We start from the raw sequence: 23753 nt of genomic DNA, 5'->3' as shown, positions 1-23753 counted from the left end.
GCACGTGTGCCCGGTACGGCGGCGAGCCGTACCGGGCACACGTGCGTGCGCAGGCGGTCGTCAGTCGCGCGGCGGCAGGTCGTCGCGCAGCACGTGCCGGCTGCGGATCCGCCAGCCGCCGTCCGGCTGGCGCACCAGCACGTCCTGGCAGGACGTCATGCAGTAGATGCCGGTGGGCTGTCCGGGCAGTGTGGTGAAGACCGCGACGTAGGAGCGGGTGCGCACCACCGTCGCCGCCTCGTCCTCGGGCTCGACGGCGAGCATGGTCATCACGTGCCGGCGGGTGACGCCGGTGGGCCTGCGGGCCTCCTCGGCGGCCAGGGTGGCCGTCTCGATCGTCTCCCGCCCGCGGACCGGCGCCGGGAGGGCGTTGCTGTCGAACTCGCCGTCCTCGGTGAAGCCGAGCGCCCAGGTGCGGGCGTCGCCGCCGTCCACGGCCTGCATGTGGCGGGCGTAGAACTGCTGGATCGCGATGTACAGCTGGGCGTCGGCGCTGCTGCTCAACGGCGCGACGGGGCTGAACAGGTCGGTCATGGGGGCTCCTCGCCGGATGGGTGTGCGGATGCAGGGCGAGGGTGCCAGCCGATTCTGGAGCCGCAGCGGAGCCGGGGCGGCTCCGGCGTCGGTCGAGCGGCTGTCGAGTGGACCGCCCGACGATGACGCGGAGGTCTGTCCCGTGTGCCGCAGGAGGCGAACATGGCCGAAGTCATTGTCCCGTCCGAGACCGCCGCGGCGGTCAGCAGCGGTGGTCCGCTGCCCGACGTCCCGACCGGCACCGCCGACCGGTTGCTCTCCCTGGCCGCCGCCGCCCGGCCGGACGCGCCCGCCGTGATCGTGCCCGGCGGCGAGGAGTTGACCTTCGCGCAGCTGGACGAGCGCGCCGACGCCTACGCCCGGGGCCTGCGACGGCTGTTGGGCGACTCCGGCGCGGTGGTGCTGCTGTCCGCCGCGATGGCGCCCGACTTCGGTGCGCTGTACCACGGCATCATCCGCAGCGGTAACACCGTCGCCCCGGTCAACCCGTTCTATCCGCCGCACCTGCTGAAGCACGTCGCGGCGCTCTCCGGCGCCCGGGCCGCCATCGTCACCCCCGAGGCGCGCGACCGGTTGGCCGCGTTCGGCGGCGAACTGCCGCAGCTGGAGCACCTGTTCACCATCGGCGAGGGCGCCCGGGCGCTGCTGCGCCAGGACGGCGCGCCGGCCGGCGACGGCACCGGGACCGCCTGCCTGCTCTTCACCAGCGGCTCCACCGGCAGCCCCAAGGCCGTCCGGCTGAGCCACCGCAACCTGCTGACCGGCGCCGCCCAGCTGGCCGCCGCGCACGGCCAGGGACCGGACTCGCTGGTGCTCAACGGCCTGCCGATCTACCACCCGATGCACCTCAACGCCTCGCTGCACGCGGGCGCGACCCATGTGCTCTCCGGCCACGACATCGGCGACGCGCTGCGGCACGCCGACGACCACCGGGCCACGCACTTCTACACCCTGCCGTTCCGGCTGGTCGCGGCCGCCAACGCGCCCGAGCCGCCCGGCCCGGCGCCGCGCGCGCTGCGGATGCTCTCCACCGGCGGCGCCCCGCTGCGCCCCGCCGTGCTGCGCAGGCTGGAGGAGCGGATCGGCGCGCCGGTGCTCCAGGGCTACGGCCTGTCCGAGACCTCCTCGCTGGCCACCTCGGACCGGCTGGACACCCGCTGCCCCGGCTCGGTGGGCCGCCCGCTGCCCGGCAGCCGGCTGCGCGTGGTCGACCCGCGCACCGGAGTCCCGCTGCCCGCAGGCGAGTTGGGCGAGATCCAGGTCCAGGGCCCGAACGTGATGCAGGGTTACCTGGCCACCCCGTCGGCGGTGGACGCCGAGGGCTGGCTCTCCACCAGCGACATCGGCCGACTCGACGCGGCGGGCAACGTGTTCTTCCTGGACCGGGTGCGCGACGTCTTCGAGGCCGCCGACGGCGCCCTGGTCTCCCCCGGGCAGATCGAGGCGCTGCTGGACGAACTGCCCGAGGTGGCCGAGAGCGCCGTGGTCGACGCCCCGGCGGGCGACCGGGTGCGGCCCGTCGCCTACCTGGTGACCCGCGGGCCGGCCGACGCCGCCGACCTGCTCCGCCGCGCCAACTCCGATCTGACGGAGCACCAGCAGCTGCTCCGCGTCCGGCTGGTGGACGCGCTGCCCCGGCTGCCCAACGGAAAGCTCGACCGCTCCACGCTGCGCGGGACGGCCCGCGAATCGGCGACGACCGAAAGGATGGCAACCTCATGAGCATGAGCAGTACCGCGCGCACCTCGCTGGTCACAGGTGTCGTGGTCTTCATGATCTCGCTCGACAACCTGGTGGTGACGACCGCACTGCCGCAGATCCGCGAGCATCTGCACATCGGCATCGACGGCCTGGAATGGACCGTCAACGCCTACACCCTGACCTACGCCGTGCTGCTGCTGACCGCCTCGGCGGTCGCCGAGCGGTTCGGCCGGCGGCGCTTCTTCATGATCGGCATCGGTCTGTTCACCCTCGGCTCGCTGCTGGCGGCGCTCTCCTCCGACGTCGCACTGCTGGTGGCCGGCCGGGCCGTCCAGGGGCTGGGGGCGGCGGTCCTGCTGCCGCTCACCCTGACCCTGGTGGCGGCCGCCTACCCGCCCGAGAAGCGGGCCGCCGCGCTGGGCATCTGGGGCGCCGTCGGCGGACTGGCGGTGGCGCTCGGCCCGCTGGTCGGCGGAATGATCGTCAAATGGGCCTCCTGGCAGTGGATCTTCTGGATCAACGTGCCGATCGGCGTGGCCATGCTGGTGCTCACCCCGCTCTGGCTGAGCGAGCAGCGCGGCGAGCCGCGCCCGCTGGACCTGCCCGGCACGGTGCTGGCCAGCGCCGGCCTGCTCGGCGTGGTGTACGGCCTGATCCGCGGCCCGCAGGCGGGCTGGACGGCCGCCGGCGTGGTGCTGCCGCTGGCCGCCGGCCTGCTGCTGCTCGTCGCCTTCCTGTGGTGGCAGCAGCGCACCCCCCACCCGATGCTGCCGCTGCGGCACTTCCGCAACCGCACCTTCGCGGCCGTCAACGCGGTGTCGCTGCTGATGTACTTCGGCATGTTCGGCTCGATCTTCCTGATCACCCAGTACCTCCAGGACGTGCAGCACGCCGGGCCGCTCGGCGCGGGCGTGCGGCTGCTCTCCTGGACCGGCCTGACCATGATCGGCGCCCCGCTGGGCGCGGTGCTGGCGGGCCGGTACGGCGGGCGGGCGCTGCTCACCGTCGGCCTGGCGCTGCAGGCGGCCGGGCTGGTGTACCTGGCGCTGGTGACCGGCACCGACACCGGCTACCCGGCCCTGGTGCCCGGCTTCGCGCTCAACGGCTTCGGCATGGGCCTGTTCTTCGGGCCCAGCGCGGACGTGGCGCTCGGCGCGGTGGACCGCTCCGAGGAGGGCATCGCCTCGGGCACCAACAACACGGTCCGCGAGCTCGGCGGGGTCTTCGGCGTCGCGGTGCTCTCCTCGGTCTTCACCGCGCACGGCGGCTACGGCAGTGCCGCCGCGTATGTCGACGGAATGCGTCCGGCGGTCTGGATCGGCGCGGCGGTGGTCGCCGCGGGCGCCGTGGCGGCGCTGTTCGTCGACCGCGACGCCGCCCGGTCGAAGGCGCAGAAGGAACCGGAGGCGACGACGGCGGCGGAGGCCGAGCCGGAGGGCCACCCGGTCGGGTACCTGGCGATCGTCGACGAGCGCCCCACGGTGTGACCGCATGACGGAAGGGGGCGCGGACCTGTGGTCCGCGCCCCCTTCCGCATGGCCGGCGGGTTCAGTGCCCCATGCCGCCGTCCACCTCGATCACCGCGCCGTTCACGTAGGAGCTCTCCTCGCCGGCCAGGAACGCCGCCACCGCGCCGATCTCCTCGCCGCGGCCCGCGCGGCCGGAGGCGAGCTTCGGCAGGAACTGCCCCCACAGCCGCTCGTTCGCCGCCAGCGCCCTGCCCATGCCCCGGTCGACGACGCCCGGGGCGAGGCAGTTGACGGTGATGCCGTCGGCGGCCACCTCCAGGGCGGTGACCCGGGTGAGCGCCTCCACCGCCGCCTTGGTCGCGCAGTACGCGCCGGCGCCGGGCATCGGCCGGGTGGAGAGCGCCGAGGAGAGCGTGATGATCCGGCCCCAGCCGCGCTCCCGCATCAGCGGCACGGCGGCCCGCAGGCAGTGGAAGGTGCCGCTCAGGTTGATCGTCACCGCCTCCGCCCAGGCCTCGGGCGATATCGCGGCCACCGGGCCCGGCGCGTTGACGGCGGCGTTGGCGACCACGATGTCCAGGGCGCCGAACCGGTCGACGGCGGACGCCATCGCCCGCTCCACCGAGTCCGGGTCCCGCACGTCGGTCTTGTGGAAGTGCACCCGGTCGCCGCCCAGCGCCAGCAGCGGTTCGGCGGCGGCCTCGTCCCGGGCGGCGCAGACCACCCGGGCGCCGCGGGCCAGCAGCGCCTCGGCGATCGACTCGCCGAGGCCCCGGTTGGCGCCGGTGACCACGGCGGTGCGGCCGGTCAGGCTCAACGCGTCCACGCCGCCTCCTGCTGCTCGGCGGCCTGCTGGGTGATCTGCTGGGCGATCTGCTCGGCGAACTCCTTGGCGTGCCGCATCGTGGTGGTGCTGTTGGCGCCCAGGTTGTGCCGGATGCGGGCGCGGGCGGCGGCCAGGTCGGTGTCCGGGCCGAGCAGCCGGGCCACCCCGTCCACGTCCAGGGTGACGCCGTGCCAGGAGGTGATCCGCACCCCGGCGCCGTGCGGCTCGACCGTCCAGCGCCCGGTGTGCGAGGCCAGTGCGGCAGGCAGCACGGTCTGCTTGTAGACCAGGGTGTGCTGCTCGGGGCGGAGCACCCGCAGCGAGACCGTGGTGTGCTCGGAGCCGTCGGGGGCCCGGGTGACCATCTCCATCCGCTGGACGTCGCCCTGCTCGGTCAGGTCGAGCCGGCTGACGTGCGGCAGCCGCTCCGGCCACAGCTCGGCCCGGGCCAGGAACTCGTAGACCGCCTCGGCCGGCCCCTCGGCGTCCACCGAGTCGGCGAAGGCGAACCGCAGCGGCTCGCCGTCCGGCCCGGGGGTCACGGCGCGGCTCAGCGCCTCCAGTTCGGCGGTGCTGTTGCGCTCCACCGCCTGCCCGATCCAGTCCGCCGCCGCCTCGTCGTCGTCCACGGTGGTCCAGTCGTGCAGCAGGGTGACCTCGGAGCCGCCGTCCGGCGCCGCGTCGACCTGCCACTCGCCGCCCATCGAGGCGACCGGCGGCGAGGAGACCACCTGCCGGAAGGTGATCCGGCGGGCCGCCGGATCCAGCGTGCGGCGCGAGGTCCAGTCCCGGACCTCGCCGTTGGCCAGCGCCCACAGGTGGATCAACTGCTGGTCGCCGTCCGGTACTTCGGTGACCTCGGCGTGCACGGTCGGGGTGAAGACCTGCGGCCACTGGCCGGCGTCGGCGAGCAGCGCGTAGACCTGGTCGGGATCGGCCGGCACCGTGGTGCGGTGCCGGGTGGTGCGGATGCGTGGTTCAGCCACGGCGAAGCTCCTTGGGGAAGGGTCGGTCAGTAGTTGCCCAGGCCGCCGCAGACGTTGAGCGCCTGCGCGGTGATCGAGGCGGCCGTGCGGGTCGTCAGGTAGCCGACCAGGCCGGCCACCTCCTCGGGGGTGGAGTAGCGGCCGAGCGGGATCTTCGCGTGGAACTTCTCCAGCACCTGCTCCTCGGTGATCCCCCAGTGCGCGGCATAGCCCTGCCGGACCCGCTCCGCCATCGGGGTCTCCACGTAGCCGGGGCAGACCGCGTTCACGGTGATCCCGCTGCCGGCCAGCTCCAGGCCGAGGGCCTTGGTGAAACCGACCACTCCGTGCTTGGAGGCGGAGTACGGCGCGGCCAGCATCACGCCCTGCTTGCCGCCGGTGGAGGCGATGCTGATGACGCGTCCGTGCCCGGACTCCCGCATGCCGCCGGTGGTCAGCACCTCGCGGGTGACCCGGAAGACCGCGGTGAGGTTGGTGGCGATCACGTCGTCCCAGAGCTCGTCCGGGAGTTCGGCGGTGATGCCGCCGCCGCCCCGGCCGGCGTTGTTGACCAGGATGTCCAGCGGGCCGTACGCGGCGACCGCGGCCTGCACCAGGGCGCGCACCGCGGCGCCGTCGCGCACGTCGGCGGCGCTGCCCCGGACCTCCAGGCCGCGACCGCGGAGCTTTTCCACGACCGTCGCCACCAGATCGGCGTCCCGGGCGCAGAAGTACACCGGGTGCCCGGCCTCGGCGAGGTGCTCGACGACGGCCAGGCCGATGCCGCTGGTGCCGCCGGTGACCAGGGCGGGCCGGCGTTGGGGGGTGGTCTTCTCGACCATGGTGGGGCTCCCTGAGGTTGGGGTCGGGCTGTCGTCGAAAGCCCTCGGTGGAAAGGGGGTTCAGGCCCGGGCGGCGGCCGGGGCGAGGTCGTCGAGGCCGAGCGGCTGCACCGGGTGGCCCTCCTCGACCAGGACGCGGACCGCCCGCAGCACGTCGAGGCGGTCCGCCTCGGGCTGCCGGGCCCGGGTGCCGAGCAGCGGCGCCACCGCGCTGCGCCCGCTCGCCACCTCGCGGTGCCGGCGGGCCAGTGCGGTCAGGCCCTGCCCGGGCCCGGCCTCGACCAGCAGGTGCGGGCCGCGGCTCAGCAGCGCGTCCAGGGCCGGGGCGAACAGCACCGGCTCGGCGGGCTGCATCGCCCAGAACACCGGGTCGCAGGCGGAGCCCGGGTCGAGCTCCCCGCCCGTCCGGCCGGAGAAGACCGGTGTCTCGGGCGGGGCGAGGCGCACCCCGGCGAAGCCGGGCAGCGCGCGGCGGCAGCACTCGGCCAGCGACGGGCTGTGGAACCCGCTGGTCGCCCTGGCCCGCATGCAGGTGTGGCCGGCCGCCCGCAGCCGCTGCGCGACCTGCTCCAACTGCGGGTCCGGGCCGGCCAGCAGCACCTGCTGCGGCCCGTTGACCGCGCCGACCACCACCTCGGCGGTGAGGTACGGCGCCAGCTGCGCGGGGTTGGCGGCGACCGCGAGCATCCCGCCGGGCGGCGCGTCGGCGATCAGCTCGACCCGCTCGGCGAGCAGCCGGACGGCGTCCGGCAGCGCCATCACGCCGGCCAGCACCGCGGCCACCGCCTCGCCGGCGCTGTGCCCGACGAACGCGGCGGGCCGCAGCCCCCAGGCGGTCAGCATCCGGGCGAGCGCGTAGTCCACCGCGAAGATCAGCGGCTGGGCCCGGGACACGTGGTCGAGGTCCACCGCGGGCCGCTCGGCCAGCCAGTCGGCGAGCGCCTGCTCGCCCAGCGGGCCGAGCAGCCCCAGCACCTCCTCGAAGGGCTCGGTGAACGCGGGCACCCGCCCGTACAGGCCGCGCGCCATGTTCGGGTACTGCGAACCCTGGCCGGGCAGCAGCAGGGCGACCGGGCGCGGCGGCCGCAGTCCGGTGTCGGCGTCCACCGGGTCAGACGCTCTCGGCCGACGGCTGCTCCCCGCCGTTGACCACGGTGAGGAACTCCCGGGGCGTCTCCGCCGAGGCGGCGTCGTCGTCCAGCTCGACGCCGAAGTCGCGCTGGATCACGCCGATGGCCTGGAGCAGCGCCAGCGAGTCGTAGCCGAGCTCCGGGAACGGGATGTCGAGGATGTCGCCGGACAGGTCGACGGACTCGTCGGCGCCGGCGTTCTCGCGCAGGATCCGGGTCAGGGTGGGCAGGTCAAGGACGCTCATCGGGCGGTCTCCTCGGAATCGGTGGTGTCGTTGCAGCCGCGCAGGACCAGCGCGGAGTTGAAGCCGCCGTAGCCACGGGCCAGCACCAGTGCGGTGCGCAGCCGGGCCGGGCGCGGCGCCCCGGTGACCAGGTCGATGCGGTGCTCGGCGGCCGGCGCGTCGACCGGCGCGGTCGGCGGGATCAGTCCGTCGCGGATCGCCAGCAGCGCGGTGGCGATGTCCAGCGCGGCGCCGCCGAAGAGCCGCCCGGTCATGCTCTTGGGCACCGTGACAGGCACCCCGTACGGGCCGAACAGCTCGGTCAGGGCGTCGGACTCGATGCGGTCCAGCTCGGGCACGGCCGCGCCGTCGGCGAACACCACGTCCACCTCGTCCGAGCCGATCCCGGCGTCGTCGAGGGCGAGCCGGGCGGTCCGCAGCAGCCCGGGCGGGCGTCCGCTGTCCGGCGCCGGGTCCAGGGTGGCCGCGTACCCGGCGACCTCGCCGTACCGGCGGGCGCCGCGGGCGCGGGCCTGCTCGTCGTCCTCCAGGACCAGGATGGCGCCGCCCTCGCCGGGCACGTAGCCGCCGGCGTCGGAGGCGAACGGCAGGTAGGCGCGGTCCGGGTCGGCCGCGGTGGAGAGCAGCCCGGTGGCGATCTGCGGTGCCCAGCCCCACGGGCAGAGCGCCCCGTCGACCCCGCCGGAGACCACCACGGGCGTGCCGCGGCGGATGTGCCGCCGGGCGTGGCCCAGCGCGTCGATGCCACCGGCCTGCTCGGTGACCAGCACCCCGCTCGGCCCGCGCAGGCCGTGCCGGATGGAGATCTGGCCGGAGTTGACGGCGTAGAACCAGGCGAACGACTGGTAGGCGCTGACGTGGTCCTTGCCCTGCGACCAGAGCGCCTGCAGCTCGCGCTGGCCGAACTCGACGCCGCCGCCGGAGGCCGCGGTCACCACTCCGGCGCCGTAGCGCGGCAGTTCCTCGGGGCGCAGCCCGGCGTCGGCGATGGCGCCCTCGGCGGCGAACAGCGCCAGCCGGGTCATCCGGTCGGTCTGCGGCAGCAGCCGGCTGGGCAGGTGCTCCGCGGCCTCGAAGTCCGGGATCTCGCCCGCCACCCGGGACGGGTAGGAGGACGCGTCGAACCGGGTGAGCGGACGCAGTCCGCCGCGGCCCGCCAGCGTGGCCCGCCAGTAGGCGTCGGTCCCGAGGCCGTTGGGGGCGGCCACCCCGATACCGGTGACGACGGCGGTCATGGCATTCTCCGATCCGGGCGGGCCAGCACCATGGCGCTCTGGAAGCCGCCGAAACCACTGCCGACGCTGAGCACCGCGTCGGTGCGCTGCACCCGGGCCTGGAGTGGCACGTAGTCCAGGTCGCAGTCCGGGTCCGGCTCGTGAAGGTTGGCGGTGGGCGGCACCGTGCTGTGCTCCATCGCCAGCGCGCAGGCGGCGATCTCCAACGCGCCGATGGCGCCCAGCGAGTGGCCGATCATCGACTTGATCGAGCTGACGGGGGTGCGGTAGGCGTGCTCGCCCAGGCTGACCTTGAACGCCGCGGTCTCGTGACGGTCGTTCATCTTGGTGCTGGACCCGTGCGCGTTGATGTAGTCCAGGCTGTCGGGGCCGAGCCGGGCCTCGTCCATGGCGGCGGTGATCGCCGCGGCCATCTCGACGCCGTCCGCCTTCAGACCGGTCATGTGGTAGGCGTTGCAGCGCGAGGCGAAGCCGGCGATCTCGGCGTAGATCCGGGCGCCGCGGCGCCGGGCGTGCTCCAGCTCCTCCAGCATCAGCACCGCCGAACCCTCGCCCAGCACCAGGCCGTTGCGGGTCCGGTCGAACGGCCGGGAGGCGTGCTCCGGGTCGTCGTTGCGGGGCGTGGTGGCGTGGATCGCGTCGAAGCAGGCCGAGGTGATCGGCGAGATCGGCGCCTCGGTGGCGCCGGCCACCATCACGTCGACGGAGCCCTCCCGGATCAGCTCGGCCGCGTGGCCGAGCGCGTCCAGGCCGGAGGTGCAGCCGGTGGAGACCACGGCGGCCGGGCCCTCGGCGCCGGCCAGCCGGGCCACCTCGACCGCCATCGAGCTGGGCACGAAGTGGCGGTACAGGTCGCGGACCGCGTAGCCGTGGTCGACCTCCCAGTGCCGGCCGCCGTCGCTGACCACCACGTACTCCTGCTCCAGGCTGGTGGTGCAGCCGACCGCGGAGCCCAGCGTGGTGCCGATCCGGCCGGGGTCGAGCGCCGCCACGGCCAGTCCGCTGTCGGCCAGCGCCTCGCGCGCCGCGACCACCGCGAACTGCGCGGCCCGGTCCAGGCGGCGGATCTCCTGCGGGCTCAGGCCCTCGCGGACCGGGTCGAAGTCGACCTCGGCGGCGACCCGGGAGCGGAACGGCGAGGGGTCGTAGTGGGTGATGGTGCGGGTGGCGGAGCGGCCGGCGGTGAGCAGCTCCCAGTACGCCTTGATCCCGATTCCCCCGGGGGCCACCGCCCCCAGGCCGGTGATCACCACCCGCCGGTCGGGCCTGCTCTCTCGGTGTCTCGTCACGCTGCTTCCGTGCCCTTTCCGCTCGGGCGCGGCGGCCCGAGCACCTCGATGACCGCGCACGACCAGGTGAAGCCGGCGCCGATGCCGACCAGCAGCACCAGCTGGCCGGGCCGCAGCGCACCACTGCGCCGCAGGTGGTCCAGGCCCGCGAACTGGTCCCCGGCGCCCAGGTGGCCGACGGCGCGGCTCCACGGCCAGGTGGACCGTTCCGGGTCGATGCCGAACGGTGTGAAGAAGGCCGCCTCCAGCCGTCGCCGGCCCAGGTGCGGCAGAACGAACCAGTCGATGTCGGCGAGCTTGTTGCCCGCCTCGTCCAGCGCCGTCTCCAGGGCCCGGCGCTGCCCGGCCGAGACCAGCGCGGTGCACCGGCCGACCCCGGTGCGGGAGACGAAGGCGCGCTTGGTGGTCTCCATGTCGACCACCGGGCGGTGCGCGAAGGGGGCGGCACCGAACGGGTCGTCACCGCGGTGCATGCCCTCCAGCTCCGGGGCGGAGACCGTGGCCAGCGAGCGCAGCCGGGCGAAGCCGTCGCGGTTGGACAGCAGCAGCGCGGAGCCGCCGTCGGCGTAGTGGGTGCCCGGGTCGCCGTTCCAGCGGTCGAACCCGGGTGCCTCGAACCGGTCGCCGGCGGTGAGCAGCGCGTGCCCCCGCCCGGGCGTGGCGGCCAGGTAGCCGGCAGCCAGCTCCAGCGCGGCCATCCCGCCGTTGGACAGCTGGCGGATCTCGACGGCCGGGCACGGCACGCAGCCCGGCGCGTCGGCCAGCACCTCGCGCTGGACGTAGGAGGCCGGCGCCCACAGGTCGTGGCCCTGGTAGTAGACGGTGGCGTGCAGCAGCAGGTCGAGCCCGGGCGCACCGGCCTCGGTGAACGCCCGGCGCGCGGCCCGGGCCGCCAGTTCGGGGCCCGACGGGCCGTCGGACACGGTCACCGCCAGGGCCTCGGTGCGGTCGGCGATCCGCGCGTCCAGCCGCCCGGCCGCGACGGCGGCCCGGACGTCCTGCGCGGGCGGCAGCTCGGTCGCGCCTCCCGCGATGAAGATCTCCGGGTATCTCACGCCCAGACCTCCCCCGTTCTTGAGCAGTGCGGTCGTCACCCGTCGCGGTCGTCACGCGTCGCGGTGGTCATGCGTCGTAGTGGTCACGCGTCGCGGTCGTCACGCGTCGTGGTGGTCATGCGTCGTGGTGGTCACGCGTCGTAGTGGTCGGGCAGACCGTCGGGGTGCCCGACGACCCGCGCCCGGAAAGATCCGTCGGACGGGCTCTCGCCTCGCGCCGTGACGGCTCCGCCATGGTGCGCACGAAACCTCGAACCCGACTGGATTCCCGTCGGAGCCCGTCGACCACCGGTGACCGGCGGCCGCCGACGGCCGCTGAACGCGGTGATCGCCGAGGGGGGTGGACTGCCAGGTAAGCAGGCCTATGCTTCGTCCGGAGAGTCTCAAGATCGAATGGGACGTCAGGCTGCTGCGGGACACATGGGGGACCGTTGACCGGACGCACTCGACACACCGGGCCGACCGGCCGCCACCACGAGGACGAGCGGGCCTCCGGCGGACGGCGGCTGCCCGACGATTTGGACGGGGCGGCCGGACCGTCCGCGCTGCTGGCCCGACTGATGGGCGGGGTCCCGCCGCGCCGACTGGCGTCGGCGCTGCTCGCCGTCATCATGGCGGGCTTCGTCGCGCAGAGCATGGTCGACATCTGCATCGGCATCTCCGGATCGCTCCGGCTGACCGGCCTGATGGTCGACTTCCTGCTGATCGCCGGGCTCCAGGTGGTGCACTGCCTGCCGTGCGCGGCCGGCCTGCGCCGACGGTTCGGCCACTGGACGCTGGCGTTACAGGCGGCGCTCGCCTTCGCGCCGCTCTACCTGGCGCACTGGAACACCGGCGCGATGATGGGCTTCGCCGGGGCGTCGGTGCTCCTCGTGCTGGCCGGGCGGGACGCCTGGATCGGGTACGGCGTCTTCCTGCTGGTGCTGGCGCCGACCGGGCCGGTCCTCGGCATGCCCGCGGCCGGGTCGGTCTACCTGGTGGTGGCCAACCTGCTCTCCTCGCTGGTGCTCTACGGCATCACCAGGCTGGTGGAGCTGGTCGACCGGCTGTACGAGGCGCGCTCCGCGATGGCCGCCATGGCGGTCGAGCGGGAGCGCCAGCGGTTCGCCCGCGACCTGCACGACCTGCTCGGCTACAGCCTCTCCACCATCACGGTGAAGTGCGAGCTGACCTCCGCGCTGGTCCGGGTCCGGCCCGAGCAGGCGCTCTCCGAGCTCACCGACGTGCTGGCGATCTCCCGCCAGGCGCTGGCCGACGTGCGCACGGTCGCCCGCGGCTACCGGGAGATGTCACTGCTCACCGAGATCGAGTCGGCCCGCGGGGTGCTGGCGGCGGGCGGCATCAGGGCACAGGTGGACGTCTCGGCGCCGGCGCCGTCGGGCGAGGCGAACACCGTGCTGGCCACCGTGCTGCGGGAGAGCGTCACCAACCTGCTGCGCCACAGCAAGGCCGAGGTCTGCCGGATCGAGTTCACCACCGAGGGCCCCAACCTCCGCCTGCTGGTGGCCAACGACGGGGTGCACACCGAGCGCATCGGCACCCGGGAACGCGGCACCGGCCTGGCCAACCTGGCCGACCGGATCGCTGGCGTGGGCGGCCTGCTGGAGGTCGGCGCCATCGAGGGCACCGACTGGTTCCGGCTGGCCGTCCAGGTGCCCGCGCAGTACTAGGACCTGTCCGGGGCCGCCTGTGCGCTGCTGCGCGCCCGAATAGTTGACGCGTACATGGCGGCGTGTCTGGTCCCGGACAGTCCGAGGGGAGACAGCCGAAGGCCCTTCCGGGGCGCTGCCGGACGGGCGAAGCTAATGACCGCCGCCAGGGAAACCGACCGGGCGGCGAACCGGAGAGAGTGCCAACCGCGGGGCACTGGACCGGAATTCCCCTTGCTGGAACCACTGCTGAGGAAGTCACCGACATGCTCAACTTTCCCGCCTGATTGCCGGTCACCCCGGCAACCGGCCTGGTCGGCCGGGATGTTCTCGGCCCTGGCCGGTCCGGCAGATCCTGCCGGGCCGGCCTTCGGCGATCAGTGGCCGTGGTGGTCGAGCCAGCCGGCCTCGCGGGCGATCCGGACGGCGTCCACCCGGTTGCGTGCGTTGAGCTTCATCACTGCTGCTGTGAGGTAGTTGCGGACCGTGCGGACCGAGAGGAAGAGCCGGTCGGCGATCTCGTCGGCCTCCGCGCCGTGTCCGGCCTGTCGCAGCACCTCGGTCTCGCGCTGGGTCAGCGGGTTCTCGGCCCCGGCGTCGAAGGCGGAGAGCGCGAGCTGCGGGTCGACCACCCGTTCCCCGGCCGCCACCGCCCGGATCGCCTCGCTGAGTTGACGCGGCGGCACGTCCTTGAGGATGAAGCCGGAGACCTTGCACTCCAGGGCGCGGCGCAGGGTGCCGGGCCGGCCGAGGCTGGTCAGGATGAGCGCGCGGCACTCGGGGAGCTGGTCGTGCAGCTGCGCGGCGGCGCTCAGGCCGTCCAGGCCGGGCAGGTCGACGTCGATGACCGCCACGTCGGGTCGCACGCGCAGCGCCTCGGACACGATCTGGTCGCCCCTGGCGAGCTCGGCGACCACCTCCAGGTCGTCCTCCAGGTTGAGCAGGGCGACGAGCGCGCCGCGGAGCATCGACATGTCCTCGGCGAGCAGAATCCGGATCACGCGCGTCCTCCCCGGCCCTGAGCGGGCTCCGACCTTACCGACCTCGCCCTCAGGGTACGAGATCTTGGGCCGTCCGGAGCCCGGGTCGCCGCAGAACCGCTTGAGCGCCGCTTGAGTCGGCCTGGAGAATGCCTTGACAATTCCTGGTGAATTTCCCGGTGGGCCTGTTCACCCGGGCATTCCCTGACTTACTCTCGACGCATGACGGACACTCTAGCAATGGCGGGAACGTCAATCGGCCTGCGCCGTATCGACCACGTCGGTATCGCGGTCCCCGACCTCGACGAGGCCATCGACCGGTACCAGCGCGTCTTCGGAATGCAGTGTGTGCATGTGGAGGAGAATGTCGAGCAGGGCGTGCGCGAGGCCATGCTCGCGGTCGACCCGCTGGACGCCGAGGGCAGCCGCATCCAGCTGCTCGCCCCGCTCTCCCCGGACTCCGTCATCGGGCGCTTCATCGGCAAGTCGGGCCCCGGGCTGCAGCAGCTGGCCTACACCGTGGCCGACCTGGACGCGGCCTGCGACGAGCTGCGGATCCGTGGCGTGCGGCTCCTCTACGACACTCCGCAGCGCGGCACCGCGGGCTCCCGGGTCAACTTCGTCTTCCCCAAGGACGCCGGCGGCGTACTGGTGGAGCTGGTCGAGACGGCCTGCTGACCCCTGCACCTCCTGCACCTCCTGCGCCTCCTGCACCATCCGCAACACCTGCACCAATCCCATCCCCCCACGCGAGGCCCCGGGCGACTGCCGCCCGGGGCCTCGTCGTTTCCGCAGGTGGAGGTGGATCCGCCGGAGTGCTGAGCCGCTCCTGCCGTCCTCGTCCCACCAGATGTTGATCACCCCGGCCGCGTCTCAACCTTTTGGTTGAGTTTCCGGCCCGACTGAATCAAACGGACGACGCAAAAAGGTTCGACCGTTATGCCGAAGACACCCGACAAAGTCCGCCCATAAGCTGCGGGCGCCGAGGAGCGGGAATTTTTCTGACAACCCTCCGTAGGCGGCAAGTCGGCACCCCGAATTCCTGGAGCGAAAGATGGCGAAGGCCGGGCACCGCAGCGAGTACACAACACTCGTCGACCACTACCGGGCGGTTTTCCTCGAGCACCCTCAGGACCGGACGTACCGGTTCCTGCCGGACGGGGAGGGCGCCCCGTTCTGCCTGACCAACGCCGAGCTCGACCAGCGGGCCCGCGCGCTCGCCGTGCTGCTGCGCGAACGGGTGGGGGCCGGCGAGCGGGCGTTGATCGTCTGCCCGCCCGGGCTGGACTACGTCGTGTCGTACTACGCCTGCCTGTACGCGGGGGTGATCGCGGTACCGGTCTACCCGCCGGATCCGACCCTGCTCAAGCGCACCCTGCCCCGGCTGGTCGGGGTGGTGGAGGACGCCAGGCCGAAGGCGGTGCTGGCCCCGGCCTCGGTGACCGCGACGGCGGACCAGTTCGCGGCGTACGTCCCGTCGTTCGCCGAGCTGCTCTGGGTCAGCGTGGACGAGATCGACCTGACCGCGGCCGACTCCTGGCAGCGGCCCGACATCACCGGCGACTCCCTCGCCTTCCTGCAGTACACCTCCGGCTCCACCAGCAGCCCCAAGGGCGTGATGGTCGGTCACGCCAACCTGGTGCACAACCTGGCGGCGCTCAACCGCCGCTTCTTCGACGCCACCCCGGACGACCACATGGTCATCTGGCTGCCGCCGTACCACGACATGGGCCTGATCGCCGGTCTGCTGGCGCCCGCCTTCGGCAACTATCCGGTCACCTTCATGCCGCCGTTCGCCTTCCTGAAGCGCCCGCTGCGTTGGCTGGAGGCGATCTCGACGGCCGGCGGCACGCTCAGCGGCGCCCCCAACTTCGCCTACGACCTGTGCGTGGCCAAGAGCACCGAGGAGGAGCGGGCCGCGCTCGACCTCAGCAACTGGCGCGTCACCCTGAACGGCGCCGAGCCGGTCCGGCTGGAGAGCATGGACCGGTTCGCCCGGGCCTTCGCGACGTCCGGGTTCCGCCGCCGGGCCTTCATGCCCGGCTACGGGCTGGCCGAGGCCACCCTCGCCGTCACCGGCGGGCACCTCGGCGAGCGGGGGGCGGTGCGCAGGCTGCAGGCCACCGCGCTCGCCGAGCAGGCCACCGCGGTGGACGCGGTGGACGGCGAGGAGTTCCGCACCGTCGTCGGCTGCGGCCCGTCGCTGGAGGACCAGCAGCTGGCCATCGTCGACCCGGTGACCCGGCGCCGGCTGCCGGACGGCAAGGTCGGCGAGATCTGGCTGGCCGGTCCGAGCATGGCGCACGGCTACTGGGCGCGCCCGCAGGAGACCGAGAACATCTTCCGGGCCGCCATCGACGACACCGGCGAGGGTCCGTTCCTGCGCACCGGCGACCTGGGCTTCCTGGACGGCACTGAGCTCTACGTGGCCGGCCGCGCCAAGGACCTGATCATCATCGACGGCCTCAACCACTACCCGCAGGACATCGAGCGCTCCATCGAGTCGGTGGACCCGGGGCTGCGCCAGGGCTGCGGCATCGCCGGAACCCGCGAGATCGACGGCGCCGAGCGGCTGATCATCGTGCACGAGGTGGGCGGCAGGCCGCAGGACCTGGACGCCGAGGCCGTATTCGCCGCGATCCGGGCCCGGGTCGCCGAGGTGCACGGCATCCCCGTGCACACCATCGCCCTGGTGCGGCGCGGCGGGGTGCCCAAGACCTCCAGCGGCAAGCTGCAGCGCTCGCTCTGCCTGGACACCTACCTGGCCGGCAGCATGCGCCCGCTCGCCGTCTGGACCGCGGACGGCAACGTGCCCAAGGCCGCCGAGCCCGTCGCCGAGCCCGTCGCCGAGCCCGTCACCGTCGCCGAGCCCGTCGCCGAGGACGCGCCGCAGGCCCCCGGCGCCCAGGAGATCGAGGCCTGGCTGACCGAGCGGCTGGCCCGCACCCTGGACTGCGACCCGGCCGGCATCGACCGCACGGCGCCGATCGCCGGGCTGGGCATGCGCTCGGTCGACCTGGTCTCGCTGATCGGCGAGCTGGAGCGCCACCTGGGCCGCACGCTCTCGGCCACCCTCGCCTGGGCCTACCCGACCGTCGAGGCGCTCGCCGCGCACCTGGCCGGCGCCGAGCCCCCGGCGGTCGAGACCCCGCAGGCCCCCGAGCCCGCCGAGCCCGCGTCCGTCCCGGCGTTCCTGAACCCCGCAGGCCCCCGAGCCCGCCGAGCCCGCGTCCGTCCCGGCGTTCCTGACCCCCGCCGCCACCGCCGAGTACGCCGCCGAGCCGATGGCCGTGGTCGGCATCGGCTGCCGTTTCCCCGGCGGCGCCAACGGCCCGGAGGGCTTCTGGCAGCTGCTCACCGAGGGCCGTGACGCCGTCACCGAGGTGCCCGAGGACCGCTGGAAGCTCGCCGACTACGCCACCGACGACCCCGCCGAGCCGGGCCGCACCACCAGCCGCTGGGGCGGCTTCCTGGACGACGTGCACGGTTTCGACGCGCAGTTCTTCGGCATCTCCTCGGCCGAGGCCGCCCGGATGGACCCGCAGCAGCGGCTGCTGGCCGAGGTCGCCTGGGAGGCGCTGGAGGATGCCGGCCTGCCCGCCGAGCAGCTGGCCGGCACCGCCACCGGGGTTTTCGTCGGCATCTCCAGCTTCGACCACGGTGTGCAGAACTTCCACGAGATCGAGAAGATCGACGCCTACACCGGCACCGGCAGCGCGCTGAGCATCGCCGCCAACCGGCTCTCCTACCTGTTCGACCTGCGCGGTCCCAGCATGGCCGTGGACACCGCCTGCTCGTCCTCGCTGGTCGCCGTCCACCAGGCCGCCGCCGCGCTGGCCTCCGGCGAGTGCACGCTGGCGCTGGCCGCGGGCGTCAACCTGATCCTCTCCCCGGCGCTGGCCGTCAACTTCTCCAAGGCCGGGGCGATGGCCTCGGACGGCCGCTGCAAGGCCTTCGACGCCCGCGCCGACGGCTACGTCCGGGCCGAGGGCTGCGGCGTGGTGGTGCTCAAGCCGCTCGGCCGGGCGCTCGCCGACAAGGACCGGATCTACGCCGTGGTGCGCGGCAGCGCCGTCAACCAGGACGGGCGCAGCAACGGCATCATGGCCCCCAACCCGCTCGCCCAGGAGGCGGTGCTGCGCGCCGCCTACGACGCGGCCCGGGTCCGCCCCGAGCAGGTGCAGTACGTCGAGGCGCACGGCACCGGCACCCTGCTCGGCGACCCGATCGAGGCCCAGGCGCTGTCCGCCGTGCTCTGCGCGGACCGCGCCCCGGAGCAGCCGATGCTGATCGGCTCGGTCAAGTCCAACATCGGCCACATGGAGGCGGCGGCCGGCATCGGCGGCCTGATCAAGGCCGCGCTGGCGCTCAGCCACCGCTCGATCCCGGCCAGCCTGCACTTCGAGACCCCCAACCCGCACATCCCGTTCCGGGAGCTGGCGCTGCGGGTGGTCGACCGGGCGCAGCCCTGGCCCGTCACCGCCGGCCCGGCGCTGGCCGGCGTCAGCTCGTTCGGCTTCGGCGGCACCAACGCGCACCTGGTGCTGGAGGAGGGGCCGCGCACCCGCCCGGCCGCGCCTGCCGCCGGCGACGCGGCCGCCGTCCGGCCGCTGCTGCTGTCGGCCCGCGACCCGCAGGCGCTGACCGCGCTCGCCGAGCGCTACCGCGAGCTGCTGGACCGGGCGGACGGCGCGCCGCTGACCGCCACCGCCGCGACCGCCGCGCTGCGCCGCACCCAGCACCCCGAGCACCGCCTCGCCGTGCTGGGCAGCACCGCCGAGGAGTGGCAGGCCGGGCTGGCCGCGTTCCTGGCCGGCGAGGAGCACCCCGCGCTGCTGCACGGCAGCCGGGTGCTCGGCCGTACCTCGCGCACCGCGTTCGTGTTCTGCGGCCAGGGGCCGCGCTGGTGGCCGGTGGCCGCCGACCTGATGGACGAGCCGGTGTTCCGTGCCGTCCTGGAGCGCTGCGACGAACTGCTGCGCCCGCACACCAACTGGTCGCTGCTGGCCCAACTCGCCGCTGGACAGCAGGAGTCCAGGCTCACCGACACCGCAGTCGGCCAGCCCGCGCTGTGCGCCGTGCAGATCGCGCTGGCCACCCAGTGGCAGGCCTGGGGCGTGCGGCCGGACACCGTGGTCGGCCACAGCGTCGGCGAGATCGCCGCCGCGCACGTCGCCGGGGCGCTCACCCTGCAGGAGGCGCTGCTGGTGGCGCTGCACCGCGGCCGGGTGCTGCACTCGGCGGTCGGCCGGGGCCGGATGGCCGTGGTCGGCGTCGGCTTCGACGAGGCCGAGCGGCTGGTCGCCGGCTCCGGCCTGGCCCGGGTCTGGGTCGCCGGGGCGAACGGCCCGCAGTCGGCGGTGCTGTCCGGCGACGGCGCCGAGATCGAGGAGCTGGCCGCCCGCCTGACCGCGGACGGGCTGTTCTGCCGGGTGCTGGAGTCGGTCGAGTTCCCCTCGCACTGCCCGCTGATGGACCAGCCCGCCGACGACCTGCGCCGCCTGCTGGAGGGCCTGGCGCCGCGCCCGACCAAGGTGCCGTTCCTGTCCACCGTGCACGGCCGGCTGCTGGACGGCGCCGAGCTGGACGCCGCCTACTGGGGCGCCAACCTGCGCAGCCCCGTGCTGTTCGACCAGGCGGTGTCCGCGCTGGTGGAGTCCGGCCACGGCGCGTTCGTCGAGGTCGGCCCGCACCCGACGCTGCTCGGCCCGATCGCGGACCGGCTCGGCGCGGACGGCGCCGACGGCGTCGCGGTCGGCTCGCTGCGCCGCGACGAGCCCGGCCGCCCCGCGCTGCTCGCCGCGCTGTCCCAGCTGCACTGCGCCGGCCACCCGGTGGACTGGAGCCGGCTGCTCCCCGTGGGCGGCCCCAACCTGACGCTGCCGTCCTACCCCTGGCAGCACCAGCAGAGCCGGCTCACCGACGGCCCGGCGGTCCGCCGCCGCACCGGCGGCGGCCACCCGCTGCGCGAGACCGCGCTGCGTTCCGCCGTCGAGCCCCGCACCCTGCACTGGAGCGCCACCGTGGACCGGGCCGGCTTCGGCTGGCTGGCGGACCACCAGGTCGGCGGCACCGCCGTGCTGCCCGCCGCGCTGCTGCTGGACGCCGCGCTGGCCGCCGCCCGGGAGGCGCTGGGCGAGCAGCGGGTGACGCTGGAGAACGTCGCGCTCACCGCCATGAACGTGCTGCCCGACGAGGCGGCCGACGCCACCTGGCAGTTGGTGCTGCAGCCCGGCGCCGGGAACACCGGCTCCTTCCGCCAGCTGTCCGGGCCGACCGGCGGGGCCGCGGCGGACGGCGGCTGGACCGAGGCCGCCACGGGCCGCTACCGGGTCGCCGACGAGGCCGGGCCGGCCTCCGTCGACCTGGCCGAACTGCGGGCCCGCTGCGCCGAGCCGGTCGAGGCCGAGGGCTTCTACCGGGCGATGGAGCGCGCCGGGATCGGCTACGGCCCCGCCTTCCAGGGCGTGCGCACGCTGCGGCGCGGCACCGGTGAGGCGCTCGCCGAGCTGCGCGACGCGGCGGAGCTCACCGGCGAGAGCGCCGCCCACCTGGTCCACCCCGCGGTCCTGGACAGCTGCCTGCAGGCGCTTGCCGCCGCGCTGGACGGCACCCTGGACGGCACCGCCACCCATCTCCCGGTCGGCGTCGGCTCGTTCACCCTGCACACCGCCCGCGCCGTGCCGGCCTGGGCACACGCGGTGCGCGGCACCGCCGAGCCGGACGGCTTCGCCGGCTGCCGGGTGGAGCTGCTGGCCGCCGACGGCACCGTCCTCGGCACCCTGGACGGCATCACCCTGCAGCGCCTCGGCGGCGCCGCGGACACCGAGCCGGGAGCGGAGGCCCTGCTCGACCTCGCCTGGCAGCCGGCCGACGCCCCCGCGCCCGCCGAGGGCGTCGAGCCGGGCGGCTGGTGGCTGCTGCTCGCCGACCAAGGCGGCACCGCCGACGCGCTCGCCGCCGAACTGCGCTCCCGCGGCGCCCAGGTGGTCACCGCCACCGCCGGCGAGCGGGCCGAACAGCTCGGCCCGGACGCCCACCGGCTGCCGCCGCTGGCCCCCGACGCCCTGCCCGGGCTCCTCGCCGAGCTGCGCGACTCCCGCCCCGGCAGCTGCCTCGGCGTGCTGAGCGCCTGGGCGCTGGACGCGCCCGAGCCGGAGGCGGACGGCGGCGAGCACCTGCTGTGGACCGGGCAGGACGCGGCCACCGCCGCCGCCCTGCACACCGTGCAGGCGCTGGCCGGCGCCGGCTTCGCCGCCCCGCCCCGGCTGGCGCTGCTCACCCGCGGCGCCCAGCACGTCCCGGGCGACGGGCCGGCCGTCGCGCTCGCCCAGGCCCCGCTGTGGGGTCTGGCCCGAGTGGCCGTCCTGGAGCACGCCGAGCTGCGGCCGCTCGTCGTGGACCTGGACCCGGCGACCGCTCCGGGCTCGGCCGTCGAGGCGGCGTTGCTGGCCGACCGGCTGCTCGCCGAGTCCGGCCCCGCCCAGCTGGCGGTGCGCGGCGGGACCTGCCTGACGCCCCGTCTGGAGCCGCGCCGCGCGGTGGACGGCGGCGCCTGGCACCGCCGCCGCTACGACCGGGCCCGGGACACCAACCTGCGGGTGCTGGCCGAGCGGCCGGGCATCCTGGAGAGCCTGGTGCCGACCGTGTGGCGGCGCACCGCGCCGGGCCCCGGCCAGGTGGAGATCGAGGTGGCCGCCGCCGGCCTGAACTTCAACGACCTGCTGAAGGCGATGGGCGACTGCCCGGGCCTGCCGAGCGGTGTGGTGCCGCTGGGCGGCGAGTGCGCCGGCCGGGTGGCAGCGGTCGGCGAGGGCGTGGACGACCTGCGGGTCGGCGACCCGGTGATGGCGGTGGCCGGCTCCACCATGGCCGAGTTCACCACCACCGGCCGCCACCTGGTGGTGCCCCGCCCCGAGGGACTGACCGACGAGCAGGCGGCCGGGGTGCCGATCGCCTTCCTCACCGCCGTGTACGGCCTGGAGTACCTGGGCCGGCTGGCCCCGGGCGAGACGGTGCTGATCCACTCCGCCGCGGGCGGCGTCGGGCTGGCCGCGATCCAGGTGGCCAAGCGCTGCGGCGCCGAGGTGTTCGCCACCGCCGGCAGCGAGGAGAAGCGCGAACTGCTGCGCTCGCTCGGCGTGGCGCACGTGCTGGACTCCCGTTCGCTGGAGTTCGCCGACCGGATCGCGGCCGCCACCGGCGGGCGCGGCGTCGACGTGGTGCTCAACTCGCTGGCTGGCGAAGCGCTCACCCGCAGCATGGAACTGCTCGCCCCCGGCGGGCGGTTCGTGGAGATCGGCAAGCGCGACGTCTACGGCGACACCCCGCTCGGGATGCGGCTGCTCAAGGACAACCGGTCGTTCTTCGCCGTCGACCTGGAGTACTCGTTCGCCGAACAGCCCGCCCTGGTGCGGCACTTGTTCGCCGAGGTGGCCGAGGGCTTCGCCCGGGGCGAGTTCGGCGCGCTGCCGGTGACCGCCTTCGGCTACGGCGAGGCGGCCGAGGCCTTCTCCTTCATGGCCAAGGCCAGGCACATCGGCAAGATCGTGCTGCGGCCCGAGGCGCAGCCGCAGGTCGCGGTCCGCGCGGACCTGCCGCCGGTCGGCCCCGGCGCCAGCTACCTGGTCACCGGCGGTCTCGGCGGCCTGGGTCTGGCCAGCGCGCGCTACCTGGCCGACCAGGGCGCCCGCCACCTGGTGCTGGTCGGCCGCTCCGCCCCGTCCGCCGAGGCCGAGGCCGCGATCGCGGAGCTGCGGGAGCGCGGGGTGTCCGTGCTGGTGCGCCCGGTGGACGTCTCGCGGCGCGCCGAGGTGGACGCGCTGCTCGCCGAGATCGACGCCGAACTGCCGCCGCTGGGCGGTGTGGTGCACACCGCCGGTGTGCTGGACGACGGCCTGCTGCTCCAGCTGGACCAGCAGCGCTTCCAGGCTGTCGCACAGCCGAAGGCGGCCGGCGCGTGGCACCTGCACGAGGCCACCCGGGAGCGGGAGCTGGACTTCTTCGTCCTCTACTCCTCGGCCGCCGCGCTGCTCGGCTCCGCCAGCCAGGCCAACTACGCCGCCGCCAACGCGTTCCTGGACGGACTGGCGCTGCACCGCCGCTCCCAGGGCCTGCCCGCGCTGAGCATCGCCTGGGGCCCGTGGTCCGAGGTGGGCCTGGCCGCCCGGCCCGACCGCGGGGGCGCGCTGTCCACCCGCGGTGTGCTCAGCCTGAGCCCGGCCGACGGCATCGCCGCGTTCGACCGGCTGATGCGCACCACCGACCCGCTGGCCTGCGTGCTCCCGCTGGACCGGGAGCGCCTCGCCGAGGCCGCGGCCGGCGGCCTGCTGCCCGCGCTGCTGCTCGACCTGGTCGCCGACCGGACGGGCGCGGCCACCGGGGCCACTGCCCGGCGGGCGTCCGGCGAACTGCGCGGCCGGCTGCTGGCCGTGGAGCCGGGCCGGCGCCGCCGGACCCTGCTGGTGCGGCACTGTGTCGACCAGGCCGCCAAGGTGCTGGGCCTGGAGCCGTCGCTGGTCGACCCGGCGGCGCCGCTGGTCGGCCTCGGATTCGACTCGCTGATGTCCCTGGAGCTGCGCAAGCGCCTGGAGGCATCCACCGGCACCGACCTGCCGGCCACTCTCACCTGGCGCTTCCCCTCGATCGAGGTGATGGTGCCGTTCCTCGCGGAGCAGATGGAGATCGCGCTGGAGGCCGCCGTCGAGCAACCGGTGCAGGCCGCCGCCGAGTCGGTCGCCGAGGCCGAGCTCGACGAGCTGTCCATCGAGGACCTCGAAGCCCTCCTCGCCGCCAAGTCCGCACAGTTCGAGCAGATTCACGAAGGGCGTTGA

At 74.6% G+C, this 23753-nt stretch carries 16 protein-coding genes; 6 read left to right on the top strand and 10 right to left on the bottom strand.

Features of this window, described 5'->3' with window-relative positions; all coding sequences use genetic code 11:
• Positions 1 to 60: 60 nt before the first annotated feature.
• Positions 61 to 534, bottom strand: a complete 474-nt coding sequence (locus tag IEZ12_RS03930) for a nuclear transport factor 2 family protein (RefSeq protein WP_043910485.1) — start codon at positions 532 to 534, stop codon at positions 61 to 63.
• Positions 535 to 696: 162 nt separating this feature from the next.
• On the opposite strand from IEZ12_RS03930, the gene IEZ12_RS03925 reads away from it, so the two are divergent.
• On the top strand, positions 697 to 2256 hold the full coding sequence (locus IEZ12_RS03925; RefSeq protein ID WP_189270821.1) for a class I adenylate-forming enzyme family protein: 1560 nt from the start codon (positions 697 to 699) through the stop codon (positions 2254 to 2256).
• A gap of 2 nt (positions 2257 to 2258) precedes the next feature.
• The gene (locus IEZ12_RS03920; RefSeq protein WP_189270820.1) at positions 2259 to 3722 is read left to right on the top strand and encodes an MFS transporter; all 1464 of its coding nucleotides are present in this window, start codon (positions 2259 to 2261) and stop codon (positions 3720 to 3722) included.
• Positions 3723 to 3783: 61 nt separating this feature from the next.
• Here IEZ12_RS03920 and IEZ12_RS03915 read toward each other — a convergent pair whose 3' ends face one another.
• From IEZ12_RS03915 to IEZ12_RS03880, 8 genes are read right to left on the bottom strand one after another with little or no spacing between them, the layout of a single operon-like run.
• The gene (locus IEZ12_RS03915) at positions 3784 to 4530 is read right to left on the bottom strand and encodes an SDR family NAD(P)-dependent oxidoreductase (protein ID WP_229847213.1); all 747 of its coding nucleotides are present in this window, start codon (positions 4528 to 4530) and stop codon (positions 3784 to 3786) included.
• A complete protein-coding gene (locus IEZ12_RS03910; protein WP_189270819.1) occupies positions 4518 to 5516 on the bottom strand; it encodes an aromatase/cyclase in 999 nt (332 codons plus the stop codon). The genes IEZ12_RS03915 and IEZ12_RS03910 overlap by 13 nt, the downstream gene beginning before the upstream one ends.
• Positions 5517 to 5542: 26 nt before the next feature.
• On the bottom strand, positions 5543 to 6337 hold the full coding sequence (locus IEZ12_RS03905) for an SDR family NAD(P)-dependent oxidoreductase (protein ID WP_189270818.1): 795 nt from the start codon (positions 6335 to 6337) through the stop codon (positions 5543 to 5545).
• Between the two features lie 60 nt (positions 6338 to 6397).
• Positions 6398 to 7444: an acyltransferase domain-containing protein gene (locus IEZ12_RS03900; RefSeq protein WP_229847212.1), complete on the bottom strand. Its 1047-nt coding sequence runs from the start codon at positions 7442 to 7444 to the stop codon at positions 6398 to 6400.
• A 4-nt stretch (positions 7445 to 7448) separates the two neighbouring features.
• Positions 7449 to 7712: an acyl carrier protein gene (locus IEZ12_RS03895; RefSeq protein WP_189270817.1), complete on the bottom strand. Its 264-nt coding sequence runs from the start codon at positions 7710 to 7712 to the stop codon at positions 7449 to 7451.
• The gene (locus IEZ12_RS03890) at positions 7709 to 8947 is read right to left on the bottom strand and encodes a ketosynthase chain-length factor (RefSeq protein WP_189270816.1); all 1239 of its coding nucleotides are present in this window, start codon (positions 8945 to 8947) and stop codon (positions 7709 to 7711) included. Before IEZ12_RS03890 ends, IEZ12_RS03895 begins: the two co-directional genes overlap by 4 nt.
• Positions 8944 to 10236, bottom strand: a complete 1293-nt coding sequence (locus IEZ12_RS03885) for a beta-ketoacyl-[acyl-carrier-protein] synthase family protein (protein WP_189270815.1) — start codon at positions 10234 to 10236, stop codon at positions 8944 to 8946. The genes IEZ12_RS03890 and IEZ12_RS03885 overlap by 4 nt, the downstream gene beginning before the upstream one ends.
• Positions 10233 to 11291 carry a ketoacyl-ACP synthase III family protein gene (locus tag IEZ12_RS03880; RefSeq protein WP_189270814.1) on the bottom strand — a complete coding sequence of 353 codons (1059 nt, stop codon included), beginning with the start codon at positions 11289 to 11291 and terminating at the stop codon, positions 10233 to 10235. The genes IEZ12_RS03885 and IEZ12_RS03880 overlap by 4 nt, the downstream gene beginning before the upstream one ends.
• Positions 11292 to 11722: 431 nt before the next feature.
• On the opposite strand from IEZ12_RS03880, the gene IEZ12_RS03875 reads away from it, so the two are divergent.
• The gene (locus IEZ12_RS03875; RefSeq protein ID WP_189270813.1) at positions 11723 to 12961 is read left to right on the top strand and encodes a sensor histidine kinase; all 1239 of its coding nucleotides are present in this window, start codon (positions 11723 to 11725) and stop codon (positions 12959 to 12961) included.
• A 356-nt stretch (positions 12962 to 13317) separates the two neighbouring features.
• Here the strand turns inward: IEZ12_RS03875 and IEZ12_RS03870 are convergent, their stop codons facing one another.
• The gene (locus tag IEZ12_RS03870; protein ID WP_083462206.1) at positions 13318 to 13941 is read right to left on the bottom strand and encodes a response regulator transcription factor; all 624 of its coding nucleotides are present in this window, start codon (positions 13939 to 13941) and stop codon (positions 13318 to 13320) included.
• Between the two features lie 219 nt (positions 13942 to 14160).
• Between IEZ12_RS03870 and mce the strand changes: the two genes are divergently transcribed.
• The 3 genes from mce (at position 14161) to IEZ12_RS03855 (ending at position 23753) form a co-directional block, all read left to right on the top strand.
• Complete coding sequence (gene mce, locus IEZ12_RS03865; protein ID WP_229847211.1) at positions 14161 to 14598, top strand: methylmalonyl-CoA epimerase; 438 nt, start codon at positions 14161 to 14163, stop codon at positions 14596 to 14598.
• Positions 14599 to 14974: 376 nt separating this feature from the next.
• Complete coding sequence (locus tag IEZ12_RS03860) at positions 14975 to 17290, top strand: AMP-binding protein (RefSeq protein WP_189270811.1); 2316 nt, start codon at positions 14975 to 14977, stop codon at positions 17288 to 17290.
• Positions 17205 to 23753 (top strand): type I polyketide synthase, encoded by a 6549-nt coding sequence (locus tag IEZ12_RS03855; protein WP_189270810.1) that lies wholly within the window; start codon positions 17205 to 17207, stop codon positions 23751 to 23753. The genes IEZ12_RS03860 and IEZ12_RS03855 overlap by 86 nt, the downstream gene beginning before the upstream one ends.

The sequence above is a fragment of the Kitasatospora griseola genome (genome assembly GCF_014648555.1).
Lineage (GTDB): Bacteria > Actinomycetota > Actinomycetes > Streptomycetales > Streptomycetaceae > Kitasatospora > Kitasatospora griseola.
The sequence above is the reverse complement of the archived record's forward strand: the minus strand, read 5'-3'. Positions and strand labels throughout refer to the sequence as shown.

What these genes read in the sequence shown, in the direction of transcription:
- IEZ12_RS03930 (WP_043910485.1), bottom strand. Translation starts at nt 534, where the DNA reads ATGACCGACCTGTTCAGCCCCGTCGCGCCGTTGAGCAGCAGCGCCGAC.
- IEZ12_RS03925 (WP_189270821.1), top strand. Translation starts at nt 697, where the DNA reads ATGGCCGAAGTCATTGTCCCGTCCGAGACCGCCGCGGCGGTCAGCAGC.
- IEZ12_RS03920 (WP_189270820.1), top strand. Translation starts at nt 2,259, where the DNA reads ATGAGCAGTACCGCGCGCACCTCGCTGGTCACAGGTGTCGTGGTCTTC.
- IEZ12_RS03905 (WP_189270818.1), bottom strand. Translation starts at nt 6,337, where the DNA reads ATGGTCGAGAAGACCACCCCCCAACGCCGGCCCGCCCTGGTCACCGGC.
- IEZ12_RS03895 (WP_189270817.1), bottom strand. Translation starts at nt 7,712, where the DNA reads ATGAGCGTCCTTGACCTGCCCACCCTGACCCGGATCCTGCGCGAGAAC.
- IEZ12_RS03890 (WP_189270816.1), bottom strand. Translation starts at nt 8,947, where the DNA reads ATGACCGCCGTCGTCACCGGTATCGGGGTGGCCGCCCCCAACGGCCTC.
- mce (WP_229847211.1), top strand. Translation starts at nt 14,161, where the DNA reads ATGGCGGGAACGTCAATCGGCCTGCGCCGTATCGACCACGTCGGTATC.
- IEZ12_RS03860 (WP_189270811.1), top strand. Translation starts at nt 14,975, where the DNA reads ATGGCGAAGGCCGGGCACCGCAGCGAGTACACAACACTCGTCGACCAC.
- IEZ12_RS03855 (WP_189270810.1), top strand. Translation starts at nt 17,205, where the DNA reads ATGGCCGTGGTCGGCATCGGCTGCCGTTTCCCCGGCGGCGCCAACGGC.